The sequence below is a fragment of the Marinobacter litoralis genome, assembly GCF_003336705.1.
Taxonomy (GTDB): domain Bacteria; phylum Pseudomonadota; class Gammaproteobacteria; order Pseudomonadales; family Oleiphilaceae; genus Marinobacter; species Marinobacter litoralis.
Map to the genome: position 1 here is coordinate 200,450 of NZ_QMDL01000003.1, position 18,719 is coordinate 219,168.

General features: G+C 54.6%; 18 protein-coding genes. 7 read left to right on the forward strand and 11 right to left on the reverse strand.

Annotated elements, in window-relative coordinates; genetic code table 11:
• The first annotated feature begins 113 nt into the window (after positions 1–113).
• The 7 genes from DOQ08_RS10680 to DOQ08_RS10710 all read left to right on the forward strand — a co-directional run bounded on the left by DOQ08_RS10680 (position 114) and on the right by DOQ08_RS10710 (position 6,882).
• On the forward strand, positions 114–1,112 hold the full coding sequence (locus tag DOQ08_RS10680; RefSeq protein WP_114334918.1) for an LLM class flavin-dependent oxidoreductase: 999 nt from the start codon (positions 114–116) through the stop codon (positions 1,110–1,112).
• Positions 1,102–1,641 carry a YqiA/YcfP family alpha/beta fold hydrolase gene (locus tag DOQ08_RS10685; RefSeq protein ID WP_114334919.1) on the forward strand — a complete coding sequence of 180 codons (540 nt, stop codon included), beginning with the start codon at positions 1,102–1,104 and terminating at the stop codon, positions 1,639–1,641. Before DOQ08_RS10680 ends, DOQ08_RS10685 begins: the two co-directional genes overlap by 11 nt.
• Before the next feature lie 141 nt (positions 1,642–1,782).
• Positions 1,783–2,811, forward strand: coding sequence for a TRAP transporter substrate-binding protein (locus tag DOQ08_RS10690; RefSeq protein WP_114334920.1), 1,029 nt, complete (start codon positions 1,783–1,785; stop codon positions 2,809–2,811).
• 112 nt (positions 2,812–2,923) lie between these two features.
• Positions 2,924–3,520 (forward strand): TRAP transporter small permease, encoded by a 597-nt coding sequence (locus DOQ08_RS10695; protein ID WP_114334921.1) that lies wholly within the window; start codon positions 2,924–2,926, stop codon positions 3,518–3,520.
• 38 nt (positions 3,521–3,558) lie between these two features.
• Positions 3,559–4,845, forward strand: coding sequence for a TRAP transporter large permease (locus tag DOQ08_RS10700; RefSeq protein WP_114334922.1), 1,287 nt, complete (start codon positions 3,559–3,561; stop codon positions 4,843–4,845).
• Between the two features lie 32 nt (positions 4,846–4,877).
• Entirely contained in the window at positions 4,878–5,321 is a 444-nt protein-coding gene (locus tag DOQ08_RS10705; RefSeq protein ID WP_114334923.1) for a universal stress protein, read from the forward strand.
• A 148-nt stretch (positions 5,322–5,469) separates the two neighbouring features.
• The gene (locus DOQ08_RS10710) at positions 5,470–6,882 is read left to right on the forward strand and encodes an alanine/glycine:cation symporter family protein (RefSeq protein WP_114334924.1); all 1,413 of its coding nucleotides are present in this window, start codon (positions 5,470–5,472) and stop codon (positions 6,880–6,882) included.
• Between the two features lie 61 nt (positions 6,883–6,943).
• Here the strand turns inward: DOQ08_RS10710 and DOQ08_RS10715 are convergent, their stop codons facing one another.
• From DOQ08_RS10715 to DOQ08_RS10765, 11 genes are all read right to left on the reverse strand, one after another.
• The gene (locus DOQ08_RS10715) at positions 6,944–7,801 is read right to left on the reverse strand and encodes an ABC transporter permease (protein ID WP_114334925.1); all 858 of its coding nucleotides are present in this window, start codon (positions 7,799–7,801) and stop codon (positions 6,944–6,946) included.
• A gap of 4 nt (positions 7,802–7,805) precedes the next feature.
• Positions 7,806–8,666 carry an ABC transporter permease gene (locus DOQ08_RS10720; protein ID WP_114334926.1) on the reverse strand — a complete coding sequence of 287 codons (861 nt, stop codon included), beginning with the start codon at positions 8,664–8,666 and terminating at the stop codon, positions 7,806–7,808.
• On the reverse strand, positions 8,663–9,757 hold the full coding sequence (locus tag DOQ08_RS10725; protein ID WP_114334927.1) for an ABC transporter ATP-binding protein: 1,095 nt from the start codon (positions 9,755–9,757) through the stop codon (positions 8,663–8,665). The genes DOQ08_RS10720 and DOQ08_RS10725 overlap by 4 nt, the downstream gene beginning before the upstream one ends.
• 8 nt (positions 9,758–9,765) lie before the next feature.
• Entirely contained in the window at positions 9,766–10,842 is a 1,077-nt protein-coding gene (locus DOQ08_RS10730) for an extracellular solute-binding protein (RefSeq protein ID WP_114334928.1), read from the reverse strand.
• Between the two features lie 151 nt (positions 10,843–10,993).
• Positions 10,994–12,034 carry an extracellular solute-binding protein gene (locus tag DOQ08_RS10735; RefSeq protein WP_114334929.1) on the reverse strand — a complete coding sequence of 347 codons (1,041 nt, stop codon included), beginning with the start codon at positions 12,032–12,034 and terminating at the stop codon, positions 10,994–10,996.
• Entirely contained in the window at positions 12,031–12,801 is a 771-nt protein-coding gene (gene potC / locus DOQ08_RS10740; RefSeq protein WP_114334930.1) for a spermidine/putrescine ABC transporter permease PotC, read from the reverse strand. The genes DOQ08_RS10735 and potC overlap by 4 nt, the downstream gene beginning before the upstream one ends.
• Positions 12,798–13,655, reverse strand: coding sequence for a spermidine/putrescine ABC transporter permease PotB (gene potB, locus DOQ08_RS10745; RefSeq protein ID WP_206074858.1), 858 nt, complete (start codon positions 13,653–13,655; stop codon positions 12,798–12,800). The genes potC and potB overlap by 4 nt, the downstream gene beginning before the upstream one ends.
• Complete coding sequence (gene potA, locus DOQ08_RS10750) at positions 13,648–14,769, reverse strand: spermidine/putrescine ABC transporter ATP-binding protein PotA (RefSeq protein WP_114334932.1); 1,122 nt, start codon at positions 14,767–14,769, stop codon at positions 13,648–13,650. The genes potB and potA overlap by 8 nt, the downstream gene beginning before the upstream one ends.
• A 109-nt stretch (positions 14,770–14,878) precedes the next feature.
• Positions 14,879–15,949 (reverse strand): TRAP transporter substrate-binding protein, encoded by a 1,071-nt coding sequence (locus tag DOQ08_RS10755; protein ID WP_206074860.1) that lies wholly within the window; start codon positions 15,947–15,949, stop codon positions 14,879–14,881.
• A gap of 112 nt (positions 15,950–16,061) precedes the next feature.
• On the reverse strand, positions 16,062–17,741 hold the full coding sequence (locus tag DOQ08_RS10760; RefSeq protein ID WP_114334933.1) for a methyl-accepting chemotaxis protein: 1,680 nt from the start codon (positions 17,739–17,741) through the stop codon (positions 16,062–16,064).
• Positions 17,742–17,868: 127 nt separating this feature from the next.
• The gene (locus DOQ08_RS10765) at positions 17,869–18,645 is read right to left on the reverse strand and encodes a cation diffusion facilitator family transporter (protein ID WP_114334934.1); all 777 of its coding nucleotides are present in this window, start codon (positions 18,643–18,645) and stop codon (positions 17,869–17,871) included.
• Between the last annotated feature and the right edge of the window lie 74 nt (positions 18,646–18,719).

Here is an 18,719-nt window from a genome sequence, read left to right on the forward strand (position 1 = left end):
TATATAGTAGCAAATTCTCGCCTTGCCATTTCCAGCAGTGCCCTTGAAGAGTTGCCTCATCGACGCCATGTTTAGATAGCCATGCCACACCTTTTTCATGATCCGGGAGCTACATGTCTAAAAAACTCGACTATTCGCTGCTTGAGCTGGCCTCCGTGCGCGAAGGTGATTCCGTTTCCGCCACATTGGCGAACAGCGTTGCTTACGCCCAGCACGCGGAGAAGCTCGGTTTTAAACGCTTTTGGTTGGCCGAACATCACAATATGGAAGGCATCACCAGTTCTGCCACGTCGGTGCTGGTGGGTCACATTGCCGGCCAGACCAACAGCATTCGGGTCGGCTCTGGCGGTGTTATGCTGCCAAATCACCCGCCATTGGTCATTGCCGAACAGTTTGGCACGCTGGAATGCCTGTACCCGGGCCGTATTGACCTGGGGCTTGGCCGGGCACCGGGCACAGACCAGATAACCGCCCGCGCCTTGCGCCGGGACGGCATTGGCGCCGAGCAATTCCCGGAAGATGTTGCACACCTGCAAAGTTTGCTCGGACCCCTGCAGCCGGGGCAGCAGGTTAAAGCCATTCCGGGCGCCGGCACCAATGTACCCATCTGGTTGCTGGGTTCCAGCCTCTACAGCGCTCAACTGGCGGCTATGCGGGGACTGCCCTACGCCTTTGCTGGCCACTTTGCGCCTCGTTTGTACCGGGAAGCACTGCGGGTGTACCGCGAAAACTTCCAACCCTCGGAGCAGTTGCAACAGCCTTACGCCATGCTTGCCATCCCGGCTGTACCGGCTGACTCGATGAACCAAGCCAAACGCCTGACCACCACCAGCTACCAGCGGATTCTGGCGCTGTTCCGGGGACAGCCGTTATGGATGAAACCGCCGGTCGATTCCATGGAAGGTCTTTGGAACGCCGCCGAAGAAGCCGGCGTGAAAGATTTTCTGGGCTTGCAGGTACTCGGCAACTCGACGGACATCAAGCAGCAGCTTGACGAGTTACTTTCCGATATACAGATCGAGGAGCTCATGTTTACTGTCGATATTTACGAGCCGGAGAAGCGCCGGCACGCACTCAACATTCTGGCCGAGAGTTTGTCCAATGACGGATAACCGTTTTTTCGTTTTTCTATCACACGGGCTCGAAAGCGGCCCGAAAGGCACCAAAGTTCAGGCCATGAAAGCCGTGGCCGAAGAGTTTCCCGGTGTGATCGCAGAGGCGATCGACCACACCAGCACCAAAGACCCGGAAACCCGCCTGCAACAAATGCGGGATGCTATGGATGCTGCGGGTGCCACCCCGGAGCGAACCATTCTGGCTGGTTCCAGCATGGGCGGCTGGGTTTGTGCACAAACCAGTGCCAATACACCGGTACTGGGTTGTTTTCTCTTGGCCCCGGCGCTCGCTTTAGCGAAGTACCCGCAATCAAGCCCGACTATCCGGGCTGAACACGTAAAAATCATTCATGGCTGGAACGACGATGTGGTGCCGGTCATGCCCGTTCTCGAGCTTGCTCGTCAGCAGCAACTGGAAGCCTTGGTATTACCCGACGGGCATCGGCTTGAGAGCAGTGTGGGCAGGGTATCGAGAGAGTTTCGCCGCTTCCTGAAAGTGTGTTTACTCCAACAGAATCCAGACTAAAATCAGAGCGTTGCATTCTCCGCTTGTTCGCTTTTACACCTATTCTAATTTTGGCAGTTTCCTTGCGAAAACCGCTTTGTTTTGCCAGTCTTTGTAAAGTTAACAAGGAACTAACTAAAAAAAGCGAGCGGAGATCACGCAATGAACAGCACAAACAAATTCCGGAAACTGGTCGGTATTTCAGCATTGGCTTTTGCCGGGCTGACCGCTGCCAATGCAGTAAATGCCGCCAACTGGCGTTACGCCCACGAAGAATACGAGGGTGATGTTCAAGACGTCTACGCCTACAAATTCAAAGAATACATCGAAGAAAACTCAGACCACACGTTGCAGATCTTCCGCTTTGGCGAGTTGGGTGAGTCTGACGACATCATGGAGCAGACCCAGGCTGGCATCCTGAATTTCGTGAACCAGTCCCCGGGATTCACCGGCGCGCTGATTCCTGAAGCCCAGATTTTCTTTATCCCCTATCTGATGCCAACCGACATGGACACGGTGATCGAATTCTTCCGTGAATCCAAGGCGATCAACGAGGATTTCCCCAAGCTGTATGCCGAACAGGGTCTGGAACTTCTGCAAATGTACCCTGAAGGTGAAATGGTGGTCACCGTTGACGAGCCCGTCACTTCCCCTGAAGAACTGAACAACAAAAAGATCCGGGTTATGACCAACCCGCTGTTGTCAGAAACCTATTCGGCTTTCGGCGCTACCCCGACACCTCTGCCTTGGGGTGAAGTTTACGGTGCACTGCAAACCAACATGATCCAGGGTCAGGAAAACCCGATTTTCTGGATTGAATCCGGCGGCTTGTACGAGGTTTCTCCAAACCTGGTGTTCACCGGTCACGGCTGGTTCACCACCGCCATGATGGCCAATCAGAACTTCTACAACGGCCTGTCCGATGAAGACAAGAAGCTGGTTCAGGATGCAGCCGACTACGCCTTCGAAGAGATCATTGAGCATATCGATGGTCTGGCCGACGAGGCTTTGAAAAAGATTACCTCGAAGAGCGACGAAGTCACCGTTACCCGCCTGAACGAAGAACAGATCGAAGCCTTCCGCGCCCGCGCGCCGCAGGTTGAAGAGAAGTTCATCGATATGACCGGTAAGCGTGGCAAAGAACTATTGAAACAGTTCAAAGCCGACCTTGAAGCCGTTAAAGGCGAATAAGCGGCAGGATTCAAAGGGTGGCTCAGGCCACCCTTTGTTGTCCGGCTAAGGTTTAAACCCGCCCCGCCGGAGTCTTTGCCCGCCGGGAGCATTCAGTTGTGGAGCACCACCCATGTCTGAGCATCCTCAAGAGGCTGTTGAAGACGATACCGGCACCTATGAATCCGGTTTGCCCGGCATTCTTGGCACCATCGACGAATGGATTGCCAAAACCGAAGCAGTCATGCTGGCTGCCGGCGTTATCCTGATGGCCATCAACACCTGTATTAACGTGATTGGCCGTTTTGTTTTCGGGGAAGGTCTGTTTTTCTCCGGCGAGATCAACCGAATCCTCATTATTCTGATCACCTTTGCCGGCATTGGTTATGCAGCCCGGCACGGTCGCCATATACGCATGTCTGCAGTTTACGATGCGTTTCCGGCCAGCGGTCGGAAAGTTCTGATGATCATCATCGCGCTCTTTACCTCTGTTGTGATGTTTTTCCTGTGTTACTACTCCTACGGTTACATCGAAACGCTGTACAGCCGAGGTCGAATCCTGCCTGCGCTAGGCTTACCTATCTGGTGGATTTACGTCTGGGCACCCATTGGATTTGCCGTCACGGGTATTCAGTACTTCCTCACCGCCATCAAGAACTTCACCAGCAAGGACGTTTACCTTTCAACAGGGGTGGTTGACGGTTATGCCGACACTGAGTCAGAAGTCTAAAAGCAGCATAAACCTGGAAGGTTGAGGACACGTATACTATGGCAACTATCATGATGCTCACCATGATCGGGCTGTTGCTTTTGGGCTTCCCGATGATGATTCCGCTGATCACTGCCGCAGTGATTGGCTTCGTAATGATGTTCGACGGTTTCGGCCAGATGGGAACGTTCATCCAGCAAATGATGGGTGGCATCCGGCCGGCATCGTTAATCGCAGTACCCATGTTTATTCTGGCAGCGGACATTATGACCCGCGGCCAGTCAGCCGACCGCCTGATCAACATGGTGATGTCGTTTATCGGCCACGTGAAAGGTGGCCTAGCGATCAGTACCGCCACCTCCTGCACCTTGTTCGGCGCGGTATCCGGCTCCACGCAGGCAACCGTTGTCGCCGTGGGTTCTCCGCTGCGCCCTAAAATGCTGAAAGCTGGCTACTCAGACTCATTCACTTTGGCGCTGATCATCAACGCCAGTGACATCGCTTTCCTGATTCCGCCCAGTATCGGCATGATCATTTACGGCGTTATCTCGGAAACCTCCATTGCCGAGCTCTTTATTGCCGGCATTGGCCCGGGCCTTCTGATTTTGTTTATGTTTTCAATATATTGCCTGATCTACGCCTATAAGAACGATGTACCCACCGAAGCAAAAGCCAGCTGGAAACAGCGTGCCCTGTCGGTACGGGATGCGTCTTGGCCCATGATGTTCCCGGTTATTATTGTCGGCGGCATCTATGGCGGCATCTTCAGCCCGACGGAAGCGGCGGCGGTGTGTGTGCTATACGCCTTCCTGCTGGAATTCGTTATTTTCCGCTCACTGAAACTCAATGACGTCTACCGCATCGCCAAATCTACCGGTCTGATCACAGCGGTGGTGTTCATTCTCGTTGCAGTAGGTAACGGTTTCTCCTGGATTATTTCCTTCGCTCAGATTCCACAAGCGATCCTGGAATCTGTTGGCGTTAACGAAGCCGGCCCGGTGGGCGTTCTGATCGCGATTTGTATCGCGTTCTTCATTGCCTGCATGTTTGTGGACCCCATCGTGGTGATCTTGGTGCTCACACCGATTTTCGCGCCGGCGATCCAGTCCACCGGCCTTGATCCGGTTCTGGTGGGCGTTCTGATCACCTTGCAGGTGGCCATTGGCTCTGCCACACCGCCGTTCGGTTGCGACATATTCACCGCGATTGCGATTTTCAAACGGCCGTATCTGGAAGTCATCCGTGGCACGCCGCCGTTTATCTTCATGCTGGTAGCAGCCGCTGGCCTGATCATCGCCTTCCCGCAAATTGCGCTGTTCCTGAGGGATCTGGCTTACCCACAGTAAGCCGGATACCCGGCCAATAACAGGAGACTGCTATGTTTAATCGAATTCTGGCGGCCGTTGATGGTTCCAAAACTTCGCTGAGGGCACTGGACAAGGCGATTGAACTGCAACGGCTGTTGCCAGAGGTTGAGATTTTCATCCTCTGCGTTTACAAACATCACAGTTTATTCGAAGCCTCCTTATCCATTGGGCGGCCCGACGACATGGACATCCCGGATAAGGTTTTGTCGGAATACGCTAAAGAAGTGGTTAACCACGCGAAGGAGTTTGCGAAAGAGCACGGTGCCACAAAAGTGCGCGGTTTCGTGAAAGCGGGCAGACCTTCCAAGGTGATTGTGAAGTTCGCCCAGGAAAAGGACGCCGACCTCATCGTGGTCGGTACCAAAGGCACCAACAGCGACAAAGACGGCATGTTTTTGGGCAGCGTTTCTCACCGGGTGGCCTCCCAAGCGAAATGCCCCGTACTGGTTGTCTGACGCATTTCGCGTCCTTCTGAACAATCCCGACAGCAGATTTTTTGCTGTCGGGGTATCACGGATATCCGCAAGCTGCGTGAAATTTCACCGTGATAAACTGCCGCGCCTCTCGGTTAACTTTCATTCACAAATCACAAGGCGCTAGTCGATGACCGCAATTGTCGATTTTCTCAACTCTATTATTTGGGGCTATGTTCTCGTTTACGGCTTGCTCGCTGTAGGCATTTTCTTCACCGTTCGCCTCGGTTTTCTTCAGTTTCGTCATTTCGGAGAAATGGTACGCGCTATCCGCGGCTCCCGTGAGAGTGACGTTCACGGTATCTCCCCTTTTCAGGCGTTGTGCACCAGTCTTGCCTCACGTGTAGGTACCGGTAACCTCGCCGGTGTAGCGGTCGCTCTTTATCTGGGCGGCGCAGGTGCCATTTTCTGGATGTGGATGGTTGCGCTGGTGGGAATGGCCACCGGCTATGCTGAAAGCACCTTGGCACAGCTTTACAAAGTTCGTGACGGCAAAGGCCAATACCGGGGTGGTCCCGCGGTGTATATCGCCAAGGGCCTGAAAGCCCCATGGGCCGCAGCCATTTTTGCGGTGTGCCTGATCATTTCCTTCGGGCTTGTGTTCAACGCCGTTCAGGCCAACTCCATTGCCGATGCCATGCAGGGCGCCTTTGGCACCCCGAAACTGGGTGTGGGTGTGGTGATTGCCGCGTGTGCGGGCTTGGTCATTTTCGGCGGTTTGCGCAAAATCGTTCGTTTTGCGGAGTTCGTCGTGCCCTTTATGGCCGGCGCTTATGTCCTGTTGGCGCTGGTTGTCATGGCGATGAACATTACGGAAGTACCGGGCGTGCTGGCCCTGATCGTTAAAAGTGCCTTCGGCCTTGAAGAAGCGGCCGGTGGCGCTGCAGGCTCCATCACCGCCGCCATGCTCAACGGCATCAAGCGCGGCTTGTTCTCCAACGAGGCGGGTATGGGCTCGGCGCCGAACATCGCCGCCACCGCCACACCTGCGCCACATCACCCGTCTTCTCAGGGCCTGGTACAGGCTTTCGGCGTGTTTGTAGACACCATCGTTGTGTGCACCGCCACGGCGGTCATGATCCTGCTCGCCGGCGTTCTTGAGCCAGGCTCCGGCGTGACAGGCACCCAACTGACTCAGCAGGCTATGGAAGTTCACCTTGGCGAGTTCGGCAGCTACTTCATTGCTGTAGCCATTCTGTTCTTTGCCTTCACCTCCATTGTGGCCAACTACACCTATGCTGAAAACGCGTTGGTGTACTTGAAAGGCGGCAACACATTGGGCCTGACGATTCTGCGCCTGGCCGCTTTAGGCATGGTGATTTGGGGTGGCTACGAGGCCGTTGTCACGGTATTCAATGCCGCGGATGCGTCCATGGGTCTGATGGCGGTGATCAACCTGATTGCCATTGTGCTCTTGTCCGGCACAGTGGTTAAACTGACCAAAGACTATTTGGCGCAGCGCAAAGAAGGCTTGGTCCCGCAATTCAAATCAAAAGATTATCCGGAGCTGCACGAGAAGATCGACAGCAATATCTGGCACTGATCTGTAATGCCCTGCAGCTATCCGGTGATAGCTGCAGGGCAACTTCTTTCCTTTCCGCGAACTATTGATCTCCTCGGTTTTGACGCAACGTCAGCATCGCTAACAGCCCCGACACGGCCATCAAGAACAGCGCCACAGCATTAAGCACCGGGGTCGACCCCTCTCGCAATCGATTAAAGAGCGCTACCGTCAACGGCGTGTCGCTACCGGTCAGCATGACCGTGGTATTGAAATTCTCGAACGACATCAGAAACGCCATAGCGGCTGATCCGAAAATCGAGGGCATCAACCAAGGCAAAGTCACGGTGAACCACGCCACCAATGGCGTAGCGCCGAGATTCAGCGCCGCTTCTTCCAGTTGTGGATCAAACTTTCGCAACCGTGCGCCAATGACCAGCGTGGCCAATGTTGTGATAAAGGTCACTTGCCCCATAACGACCAGCGTCATGCCCGGTCGAAAGATATCCAGCTCGATTCCCCACAACCGCGACACCTCGTTCGCCGTCCCGCTGTAGAACACCAGAATAGAAACCCCGAGGATCACCCCGGGAATCACCAACGGTAACAGCATCAGCAGATACAAAAATTCCTTGCCGCGAAACTGCAGGCGCTCAAACAACACCGCATTCACGCAACCCAATGCAACACTGCCCAGCGTCACCCAAAAAGCAATTTTGGTACTGACCCACAAGGCACTGAGCAGGCCATCGTCATGGAACAGGCCCGTTCGCCCTTCGCTGCCATCCGCCAGATACCAATCCAGCGAAAAGCCTTGCCAGGGCAGCGAGGGAAACGGGGAATCGTTGAACGCAAAGGCGGCCGTCACCAGCAGCGGCATTGCCAGGTACACGAAAAAGGCCACCAGATAAGCCAAGTAGAGGCCATCAAACAAGCGGGAACGAGGTACGGAACGAATCATGTGTTCACCCCATTACCTTGCGCAGAGACTGGCCCGACAATTTCAGCCCCAGCCACACCATCACCGACGACAACACCAGCAACAAAACCCCTAACGCAGCGCCCTGTTCCCAATTGAAGCGGGTAATAAACTGGGTGAAGATTTGTTCGGTAAACCAGGCGCTGTCTTTGCCGCCCATCAGAACCGGGGTCAGATAACTGCCGAGCGTTAACATGAACACCACAATACAGCCCGACACAATGCCAGGCATGGCCCAAGGCACCACAACTTCACGAAGTACAGTGGCGTGGCCGCCGCCAAGATCGTAACCCGCCTCCACCAGATTCTCGTCCATACCATCCAGCGTGGTCACCAGAGGCACCACCATGAACAGCAAGCCGTTATAGACAAGTCCGATAATGACCGCGACATCGTTATAAAGCATTTCCACCGGGCCATCGGCCCAGCCCAGCGCCTGCAACCAAGAACTGAACAAGCCACTTTCACGCAACAGAATCATCCAACCGTAAGTACGTACTAACTCACTGGCCCAGAAAGGAATCAGGCAGGCTAGAAACAAAATGCCCTTGCTGCGGCCGCGGGCCATTTTGGCGATGTACCAAGCAATCGGGAAAGCCACCAGCAGGGTCAGAAATGTGGTGAACAATGACATCACGCCGGTGCGTACGAAGGTGCGCCAGTAATACGATTCTGTGAAGAAGTTCTGATATTGCTCCAACCCCCAAGCCAGCGTATCCCAGCTTTCGCGAACCTGAAACGACACTCTGAGCATCTGTATGTGGGGCACCAGCACCAACAACACAATCCACAACAGAAAGGGGGTTAGCAGCAGCCAGAGTGAGAGACGACTCGCTGAAGAGTTCATGCCCCATCCACCCCGAACACACGAGCCAGCATCGGGTCCCAAGCCAGCTTGATCGTACTGTCGCTGGTCAAAGCTGGCGCGGAACCGTCTTGGGGTAAACGGGCATACACGGGGCTGCCACTGCTTTCCGCCTCAACCCGGCTATTCGCACCGTCGAACAGTGTTGCCTTCACACTCGCCTGCATCACCGAATAATCGTTATTCGTCGCAGAATCCGCAAACGTCAGAGATTCGGGGCGAATATACAGCTCCGCACGCGCACCCGGCCGCAACTCATTGGAAGCCAATCGGCCCCGTACCACCTCACCGCTATCCAGCCGGATTTGGGCCAGGTTGTCTGCCAGTGAGACCACATCTCCCGCCAGCCGATTGTTATCGCCAACAAAGCCCGCAACGAACGGAGTCGCGGGTTCCCGATAGAGCACCTCTGGTGGGGCCAGCTGATCAAAGCGGCCGTCTTTCATCACCGCCACCTGATCGGACATCACCATGGCTTCCGACTGATCATGGGTAATGTAAACGAAGGTTGTGCCGAACTGTTTCTGAAGGTGCTTGAGCTCCACCTTCATCTGTTCCCGCAGCTTAAGATCAAGGGCACCTAGCGGCTCATCCAGCAACAACAGGGTAGGCTTCAGCACCAAACAACGGGCAAGGGCCACCCGCTGGCGCTGGCCACCGGACAATTCCATCGGGTTACGGTTTTCGAGCCCCGGTAGGCCTACCTGCTCCAGCACCTCTGCCGTCCGCTTCCGGCGTTCGGCCGCAGGCACTTTCCGCCGTTTCAAGCCATAGCCGATGTTGTCGCCCACCGACATGGTGGGAAACAAAGCTAGATGCTGAAACACCATGTTCACCGGCCGGCGGTTGGGCGGCACATCGTTCATCCGCTCACCGCGGATATAGATATCACCCTCATTCGGTTTATCGAAGCCCGCCAGCAAGCGCAGCAGCGTGGTTTTACCACAACCGGACGGGCCGAGAATGGAGAAGAACGTGCCCGCAGGCACATCCAGTGAAATGTTATTGACCGCTGCGTGGACGCCGAAGCGCCGCACCAGCCCGTTACAGGAAAGGTCTGATTGTGTAGCCATGCAGCAGATCAGTTCGCCGCTTGAACACGATCCAGCACTTGCCCTTCAGTGGCTTCCAGTCCCGGCGGCACAGGCGGGTACCACTTGATGTTGGTGATGGCTTGCTCGTCAAAGCTCGCTCGGTAGGCATCACGCAGATCCGCCTTTACAAATTCATCGGCAGCTTTCGACGCCGTGAAGTTGCCGGACGCGTTGGTAATCTTCGCGGCAATTTCTGGCTGCATCACGAAATTGATCCACTTATAGGCCGCCTCTTCGTTTTCGCTACGGCGTGGAATCGCAAAGGTATCTATCCACCCCAACGCGCCAGACTCCGGCGCAACAAATTGGATCTCCGGATTCTCGGCATTCAGTTTCCAACCGCCGGCATCCCAAGCCATGGCGGCGATCACTTCTTCGGTACGCAGCAGCGACAGCAATTGATCACCACCGGTCCAGTAGGTTTTCACGTTGGCTTTGCAATCGATCAGCTTGTCCTCCACCTTCGCCATGATCGAGGCGTATTCATCACGGTCGTTGTAGGCGGCAAACGGGTCCATTCCCATGGCAAACGCGAAGCCCATCAGGGTCGGGCGCTTAAGGCGGTAGCTCACTTTGCCAGCGACAGCCGGATCACACAGGTCGGTGTAATCCTTGACGGTATCCGCCACGGAGCTGTGTACGATCAAGCCACTGGTGCCCCAAACAGCCGGCACACCGTAAAATTTGCCATTCAATGCGGTGGCTTCCTGAGTGGCTTTGACCATAGACGGTTGCAGTTGGTCGGTATTGATTCGGCTGTAATCGATGGGTTTGTACACATTGAACTGGCGCTGAACCCCAACGATCCGGTCCTGGCTCGGCTGAGCCAGATCAAAACCGGCACCGCCGGTGGCCCGCAATTTGGAAATCATGTCTTCGTTGTTCGACAGGGTAATCTTTACATCAATGCCGGTTTCTTTTTCAAACTGCGCCACTACCTCATCCGGAGCATAACCACCCCATGTGATCAGTCGGAGTTCTTCAGCTAACAAAGAGCTGGAAGCCGATACAGCCAACAGAGAGCTACACAACAGTGCCGCGTTCCGTGTTTTATTCGCTTTCATGGTCGTTCCTTCCTCTGGTTTCAGTGGCGAAGCACTTAGCTAACTTCTTGTTATCAGGAAGTTATAGACCATATATGACGGTTATGTGAAAACCGCTCACGAAAAAGGGAGGCCGAAGCCTCCCTTTTTCAATTTCGTGCGCACTAACGTATTAAAGACCGGACTTCAGTTTTTCCCAGTACTTCGCATAGATCTGCAACGCTTCGTCACCGATATCGGTCTGGAACTCTGCATTAATCAGGTCTTCAGCCGTCGGGTAACTGGCGCGATCACTGGCCACCGATTCATCCAGCAACTCACGCGCTGCGAGGTTTGGCGTGGCGTAACCGATGTCTTCACTGATCAATGCAGAGATTTCAGGCCTCAGTACAAAGCTGATGAACTGGTGTGCGGCTTCCGGGTTTTTCGCGTTTTTCGGAATCACGAAGCTGTCCAACCAGGCGATGATGCCTTCAGCCGGGTACACATAATCCAGAGTTGGCAAAGCGTCACGGCCCATTACGGCTTCGCCGTTCCAGATCATGCCAATGTCGGTTTCGCCTTCCAGGAAGGGCATGCGCGGAGCGTCAGAGTTAAAGGTGCGAACCGATGGCATCAGCTCGGTCAACTTCTCGTACGCTTCTTCAATATGCTCGGGGTCTGTACTGTTGCCAGAGTGGCCCAACACTCGCAAAGCAACGTGGAACACTTCCCGCATGTCGTTGGTCAGCACGATGCGACCTTCAAAACGCTCATCCCACAGGTCAGCCCAGGCGGTCACTTCGCCTTCCACATCGGCGGTATCCACACCCAAACCGGTGGTGCCCCACAAGAACGGCACGCTGTAGGCGTTTTCAGGATCGATATCCAGATTGACCAGCTCAGGCGACAGATTTTCGAAGCCTTCAATTTTGCTGCGGTCGATCGGCATCAGAAGGTCTTCCTGACGCATTTTGCTCACGTAGTAAGTCGATGGCACGGCCAAGTCATACGCCGCGCTGTCGTCCAGAAGTTTTAGGCGCGCGTACATGGCTTCGTTGCTGTCATAGGTGGTGTAAACCACCTGGATGCCGGTTTCCTCGGTGAAACGATCCAGTACTTCCTGCGGCATGTATTCCGACCAGTTGTACAGGTTCAACACTTGGGTTTCTTCAGAGCTGCTGCAGCCGGTCAGTCCAACCGCCAGCATAGTGGCCAGTGCCAGTTTCTTCATCGTTTACTCCTTAACAGAATCCATTGAGATAACATCAGCATCACCAGTGAAAACACCAGCAACAGCGTACCTAGGGCATTCACTTCCGGTTTCAGGCCCACTCGCACCATAGAGTAGATGCGCAACGGCAAAATTTCATAACTGGGGCCACTGACAAAAGTGCTCACCACCACATCGTCCAGCGATAGCGTAAAGCCGAGCAGCCACCCCGCCAGCAATGCCGGCATGATCACCGGGATCAACACGGTGCGGGTCATGGTGAAGTCGCTCGCGCCCAAATCCCGAGCTGCTTCCGGCAGGCGCTCGTCGAAACCACTCAGACGAGCCATCACCGTAATGACCACAAAGGGCAGACAGAAGGTGACGTGAGCCAACAACAAGGACACATAACCCAGCTGCAGCCCCACCATCAGGAACAATCCCAGCAGCGAGATCGCCAGAACAATTTCCGGCGACATCATCACGATAAACAACATACCGTTCAGCACCTGTTTGCCCCGGAATCGGTACCGGTGCAAGGCTAAGGCTGTGAGTGCGCCAATCAGGGTCGAGACAGTTGCCGCCGAAAGCGCCAGCCACAGGGAGTTCCACATGGCTTGTACCATGGCACGGTTGTTAAACAGCGCCTCATACCAGCGCAGGCTCAGCCCGCCCCATTCATAGCCGGTACGGGAATCGTTGAACGAAAACACCACCAGCACGGCAATGGGCACATACAGCAACACGTAAACAAAGGTCAGGTAGGTCCGTGGCAGCCAGCGGCTCATACGCCATCCTCCCCGATTCGCCGTTTGCTCAAGCGATGGGCAAACATCAAAAACGCCATGGCCAAGGTCAGCATGATGCTAGCCGCAGCACCGAATGGCCAGTTTCGGGCATCCAGGAACTGGTTTTTGATGACGTTACCCACCAGCAAGTTGCGCGAACCACCCAACACGTCCGGTACAAAGAACAAGCCCATGGCCGGCAACAACACCAGCATGACGCCAGCCAGAACGCCGGGCAGGGTCAACGGCACAATAACGTGGATAAACGTTGACCAACGGCCCGCGCCCAGGTCGTGGGAAGCCCGCAGGAAGTCTTCACGCAAGTCCTCGAACACCGTGTATAACGGCAGAATCATGAACGGCAACAACAGATACACCAAACCAATGATGACTGCGCCTTCGGTATACAGCATCTGCATAGGTGCATCGATGATGCCCATGGCCATCAAGCCGTTATTCAGCAATCCGTTGGTCGCCAGAATCAACTTCAGGGCGTAGGTACGCACCAACGAGTTGGTCCAGAAGGGCACGATCAACAGGAAAATCAGTAATACTCGATTCTTTCTGGCGACTTTGGACAACGACCACGCAAACGGGTAGCCAATCAGCAAGCAAATCAACGTGGTCATAGCCGCCATATACAGAGAGTGCAGAAACACATCCAGATAGAGCGGGTTCAGCAGTTGACGGTAGGCATCCAGATTAAGCGGGAAAGCAATAAAGTTGCTCGGGTCCCGGGTCATCACGCTGGCACCAACCACCAGTAGGTTGGGGGTGAACACCAAAAACAGCAACCAACCCCATACCAGAACCAGCACTGCGGTTCTGAACGGCTGCTGCAATGTGTTACCCATCAACGGTGTCTTCCTCGGTCACAACCGCCGGTTCTTCCGGCAGCAACCATTCCCAGCCATCAACCCAGCTGACCCGGACCGGCTCGCCCAAGCGGTAGTCGAAGGTGGGGTCATCTTCATCGAAGAATTCAGATGCCAACACTTCGGTGCCGTCGGTTAGATGGATGACCGAATCCAATGTGCTGCCTTTATAGTTCCGCTCCACCACTTTTCCGGCTACGCCGTCGTTATCGCCCGGCGCCAGCACACGGATGTCTTCCGGCCGCAGCAATACGTGCAAGGATTGCCCTTCAACAACGGAAAAGTCTGGTTTGCGGAATCGACGCTTCAGACCGAAGACATCCACAATAATGGTGCCGTCTTCGTTGAGGGTATCCACCCGCCCCGGGAAGAAGTTGGTCTCGCCCACAAATCGTGCGGTAAACAGGTTAGCAGGGCGCTCATAGACTTCACGAGGGGTGCCAAGCTGCTGAATCAAGCCGTCTTTCAGCACCACAATGCGATCAGACATCGACAAGGCTTCTTCCTGATCGTGGGTCACGAACACAAAGGTAATGCCCAGCTCTCGCTGCAAACGTTTCAACTCCACCTGCATGGTGCGGCGCAGTTTGTAATCCAACGCGGACAAGGGTTCGTCCAGCAGCAACATTTTCGGTCGTTTGACCACGGCCCGGGCAATCGCGACCCGCTGCTGCTGTCCACCGGAAAGCTGGTGCGGTTTGCGCTTGGCAAACTCTTCCAGTTGCACCATGGCCAGCGCTTCTTCGACCCGTTGCTGGATTTCCGGCTTCGGGCGTTTTTCCATTTTCAGGCCATAGGCCACATTGTCGAAAACCGACATGTGCGGAAACAGCGCATAGTTCTGGAACACGGTGTTCAGAGGTCGAGCCTCTGGAGGTGTGTGGGTCAGGTCTTGGCTACCGAGAGTAATGGAACCTTCATCAGGGTGCTCAAAGCCGGCCATCATGCGCAGAAGCGTGGTTTTTCCACAGCCGGAAGGGCCCAGCAACGTAATAAACTCACCGTCAAGAATCTCAAGATCCAGCGAATCCAATACCTTGCGGTCATCAAATTGCTTGGAGAGCTTACTCAAAGAAAGCAGTGTCTGTTTCATCGGCCGCCGCCTAAAAAGTTAGCGGCGTATTTTTCCAGAAACCCCGGCCAACAAAAAGGGGCGTCAGGGTATTCCACAACCCCGCGCCCCTTCGCTTTAAAGGACGGTTTTACTGGTCAGCTACGCTGTTCAAATACGCCTTGTCCGAAATGTTTGTCCAAGGACGAACCTGCTTCAGGTAGTCGCGCTGAGACGTAATGATTTCGTTCGCCAGTTCATCTTTGGCGGCGAACTCATTCAACAAACGGTTGGTGGTCTCACGAAGGGCATTAATCACCTCTGGCGGGAACACCTTGTGGGTCACATTCGGGTACTCTTCCTTCATGCTCGCCCAAGCGGCCCCACTCTCATGAGTGCTCTGGATGTACATGTCATAAGCCGCCGTACGCATTGCCACTCGCAGCACTTCCTGCAGATCTTCAGGCAGTTTGTTCCAGGTTTTCTGGTTAATCAGAAACTGAACTTCGGCATTTGGCTCCTGCCAGCCGGAATAGTAATAGTCGGCAATCTGGTGGAAGCCCATTTTCAGGTCCAGCGCTGGGCCAACCCATTCCACCGCGTCAATGGTGCCACGCTCAAGAGAAGTATACAGCTCGCCCGGTGGCAAGTTGGTGACCGCGACACCCAGCTCGGACATCACCTCACCGGCAAACCCGGGCGTGCGGATTTTCAGACCTTTCAGGTCATCCAGAGAGTTAATTTCTTTGCGGAACCAGCCACCCATTTGGTTGCTGGTATTACCACCCGGAAAAGACAGTAAACCAAAAGGCTCGTACACCTTCTGCATCAGTTCCATGCCGTCGTCATGGTAGAACCAGGCGTACATTTCCGGGGCAATCATACCGAACGGTGTGGTGGTGAAATACATGGCGTTCGGAATGGTGCCTTTGTAGTAGTACGAGGCGGTGTGCCCCATATCGTACTGACCGTTGCGCACCATATCGAAGATGCCGAACGGGGCTTTGTGCTTGTTGGAAGAATCAATTCGAAACTTCAAGCGGCCATTGGACATTTTCTCAGCCATGGCGGCCATATTTCGGGGCGTGTCGCCCAGCAATCCGGAGTTAGGGCCCCAAGTTTCCGCAAGACGGATGGTGTAGGTTTTATCTGCTGCCGCAAAGGGACTGGCCAGGACAGCAACCGCAGCGAAGGCGGCCAGGATGGTGTTACGCATAAACATAGAAAAGGTTCCGTTATTATCGCTATAGGTCACAGGCAGTAACCTGTTATTAAACCACACTAAACGCACAGTCTCGCCCTTTGTGCTCTTGTCGGCAAGACTGCAATCAACGTTAAACCTTAAACTGGGCAACCAAGTCGCGCAGGCTTTCACCTAAACGTGCCAGTTCGTTACTGGCCTCATTGGTTTGAGTAACACCGGTGTCGCTTCGCTGCGCCGCATCAACAATGCGCACGACGTTCTGGTTTACCTCTTCCGCAACCTGACTTTGCTGTTCTGCAGCGGTGGCAATTTGAGTCACTTGGTCATGAATCTGAGCAATCGAACTCACAATCGTGTTCAGTGCGGAGGTCGCGTGGTTTATGCGTTCAACCGTTTCCTCCGAACTTCGGCGGGAATGGTTCATCCGCTCAACCGAGGCTTTGGTTTCCGCCACAAAGCCGCCAATCATTTCGCCAATCTGATCTGCAGATTCCGCAGACCGGCGCGCCAACTGGCGTACTTCATCGGCAACCACCGAGAACCCACGGCCGTGCTCGCCCGCTCGTGCGGCTTCGATCGCTGCGTTCAGGGCCAGCAGGTTAGTCTGCTCTGTTACCGCATGAATCACATCCAACACCTGCTGAATGTCACCAGACTTCTCAGCCAGCGCATTGATGCTGGCAGCGGTGCTTTCGATTTCGCCAGACAGTTGTGTAACGGCAACTTGGGCACTCGCGATGGTCTCACCCCCTTCACGGGCCATGCGATCCGCATCTGACGCGGCACTTTCCACTTCGTTGGTGTTGCCGGAAATCTGCTGGATTGTCGCCGCCATTTGATTAATCGCCGAGGCAATCTGATCCGTTTCCGAGCCTTGCTCCTGCACAGACTGGCTGGTTTCATTCGCCACCCGGCTGAGCTCCTCGGCGGCGGAAGCCACTTGGTCCGTGGTGATACCCACTTCACGGATGGTGTTCTGCATCTTGATCACAAATTGGTTGAACCGGCGCCCCAACTCCGCCAACTCATCCGTGCCATCTTCCGGCAGGCGCTGGCGCAAATCGCCGTCGCCGTTTGCGATTTCCTGCATCATGTCACTGACTTTCTTCAGCGGTACCGTCACCGTGCGACCGATCAACAACCCCACTATCAGCGCAACGATCACAACAACGATGGTTGCAACCAAGGTAAATAACATGGCCTCGGATATGGTGCCTTCGATGTCTTGCTCTGCCGCAGCCAGCACCCGATTAATATCGGTAATATAGACACCTGCGCCGATCATCCAGTCCCACCCTGGCACCAACGTGGTGTACGACAATTTTGGTTCAATAGCGCCGCTCGAGGCCGGGTTCGGCCACTCGTATTGGTAAAAACCATCTCGACTTGCCGCCTGAAACAAATCACCTACCAGTCTGCGGACCTTGGGATTGGTGGTCGGCCCCTCTTTTTCGGGGCTCGGCGCATACGCCAGATTGAAGACATCTCGGGTATACGCAAACACGTAATTGGATTCGCCGAACGAGATGGCACGAATGCGTTTCCGCGCCTCGTTTTTGGCTTCTTCGGGTGAGAGGGCTGGGTTATTCTTGGCCTCTTCAACAACATCATTGACGGCTTCAATCAGATCCTGAAGCCCCTGTTTCTTTGCTGCAAACAACTCTTCTTCGAGACGCTCCAGCTCGGCCTGACCATTGGCATTAATTTCTACAGCCGTGATCCAAGCAATAGCTCCTGCGGTCAGAAGTACCGGTACCAGGACACCGATCAACAGTCGAGTTCGTATTCGCAGGGCGCTTATCAGGGGCATATCGGTGACTCCGGGTTATTGTTAGTTTTGACGATAGCCTTAAGACGGCTTTAGCTGACATGGGTATCGACCATTACAGCCGCAACTTAAGCGCAGTCTAACCAAATTTTCACCTCGGAGCGCAAGCTCACCCCATACGAACCAACTTTGCCTCTAGCAGCAAGTTCGGACCAAGCTTCGCCACCTTCACCGCGTCCGGATTCACCCCCAGATCTTTCAAGGCGTCATGAATTTCATCCATGGCCTCATCCGCAGGCGCCGCAAGCAACAGCTCCCGAACGGCTCCCAGAACCATTTTCACGGGGACGGTCATGAAATAACCGGAAATCAGCAGCATCATCACCGGGTCGGCGTATACCGCCATCGCGGACCATTCACTGCGTTCTATCAACCATGCGATAGCAAAGCCCAGCATTACCGCAGCACTTAATACCGTATCCATCAACCATTGACCCTGCTCAGCCAACACCAAGCCAGAGCCATTGCGGTGGCTGGTCCAGCGCAAATAAACCCAAACCACCAAACAACCCACAACACTGACAGCGCCAAAAATCAGCGCCATGCCAGCCTCTACCGGGCGGCCGCCCTGTAAAATAGACACAACCGCCGAGGCAAACGAAAGCACACACACCAGGCCAATAACCAGACCTTTAAACGCAATAACCAGCGGCTCTACGGCACCCATACCAAACGGATAGTCTTCCGTTGCGGGGCGGCGAATAATCCTAGCGGCATACAGTGACAAAAGTGATAGCGCCAAACTGACCAAGGAATAGGCACCGTCGAAAAGAATGACTAGAGAATCTACCCAAAGACCCCAGATGATACCGGCAACTGCAAACAAGCCGGCCCCGACTGCAGATAGTTTTAGCGCCATATTTTCCCGCGCTAGAGAAGTAAACATTTTGACCTCCTGTTAATATAGCGCCATATTAACGGGATCAATTTGCCGGCGTGAGTCACTGAGCGACGGAAAAA

Excerpts from the sequence above, each read along its gene's own strand:
- DOQ08_RS10730 (WP_114334928.1), bottom strand. The coding sequence starts at position 10,842 with ATGAAAGCGAATAAAACACGGAACGCGGCACTGTTGTGTAGCTCTCTG.
- DOQ08_RS10710 (WP_114334924.1), top strand. The coding sequence starts at position 5,470 with ATGACCGCAATTGTCGATTTTCTCAACTCTATTATTTGGGGCTATGTT.
- DOQ08_RS10715 (WP_114334925.1), bottom strand. The coding sequence starts at position 7,801 with ATGATTCGTTCCGTACCTCGTTCCCGCTTGTTTGATGGCCTCTACTTG.
- potC (WP_114334930.1), bottom strand. The coding sequence starts at position 12,801 with ATGAGCCGCTGGCTGCCACGGACCTACCTGACCTTTGTTTACGTGTTG.
- DOQ08_RS10685 (WP_114334919.1), top strand. The coding sequence starts at position 1,102 with ATGACGGATAACCGTTTTTTCGTTTTTCTATCACACGGGCTCGAAAGC.
- DOQ08_RS10760 (WP_114334933.1), bottom strand. The coding sequence starts at position 17,741 with ATGCCCCTGATAAGCGCCCTGCGAATACGAACTCGACTGTTGATCGGT.
- DOQ08_RS10690 (WP_114334920.1), top strand. The coding sequence starts at position 1,783 with ATGAACAGCACAAACAAATTCCGGAAACTGGTCGGTATTTCAGCATTG.
- DOQ08_RS10700 (WP_114334922.1), top strand. The coding sequence starts at position 3,559 with ATGGCAACTATCATGATGCTCACCATGATCGGGCTGTTGCTTTTGGGC.
- DOQ08_RS10680 (WP_114334918.1), top strand. The coding sequence starts at position 114 with ATGTCTAAAAAACTCGACTATTCGCTGCTTGAGCTGGCCTCCGTGCGC.
- DOQ08_RS10720 (WP_114334926.1), bottom strand. The coding sequence starts at position 8,666 with ATGAACTCTTCAGCGAGTCGTCTCTCACTCTGGCTGCTGCTAACCCCC.
- DOQ08_RS10695 (WP_114334921.1), top strand. The coding sequence starts at position 2,924 with ATGTCTGAGCATCCTCAAGAGGCTGTTGAAGACGATACCGGCACCTAT.
- potA (WP_114334932.1), bottom strand. The coding sequence starts at position 14,769 with ATGAAACAGACACTGCTTTCTTTGAGTAAGCTCTCCAAGCAATTTGAT.
- DOQ08_RS10755 (WP_206074860.1), bottom strand. The coding sequence starts at position 15,949 with ATGTTTATGCGTAACACCATCCTGGCCGCCTTCGCTGCGGTTGCTGTC.
- DOQ08_RS10725 (WP_114334927.1), bottom strand. The coding sequence starts at position 9,757 with ATGGCTACACAATCAGACCTTTCCTGTAACGGGCTGGTGCGGCGCTTC.
- potB (WP_206074858.1), bottom strand. The coding sequence starts at position 13,655 with ATGGGTAACACATTGCAGCAGCCGTTCAGAACCGCAGTGCTGGTTCTG.
- DOQ08_RS10705 (WP_114334923.1), top strand. The coding sequence starts at position 4,878 with ATGTTTAATCGAATTCTGGCGGCCGTTGATGGTTCCAAAACTTCGCTG.
- DOQ08_RS10735 (WP_114334929.1), bottom strand. The coding sequence starts at position 12,034 with ATGAAGAAACTGGCACTGGCCACTATGCTGGCGGTTGGACTGACCGGC.
- DOQ08_RS10765 (WP_114334934.1), bottom strand. The coding sequence starts at position 18,645 with ATGTTTACTTCTCTAGCGCGGGAAAATATGGCGCTAAAACTATCTGCA.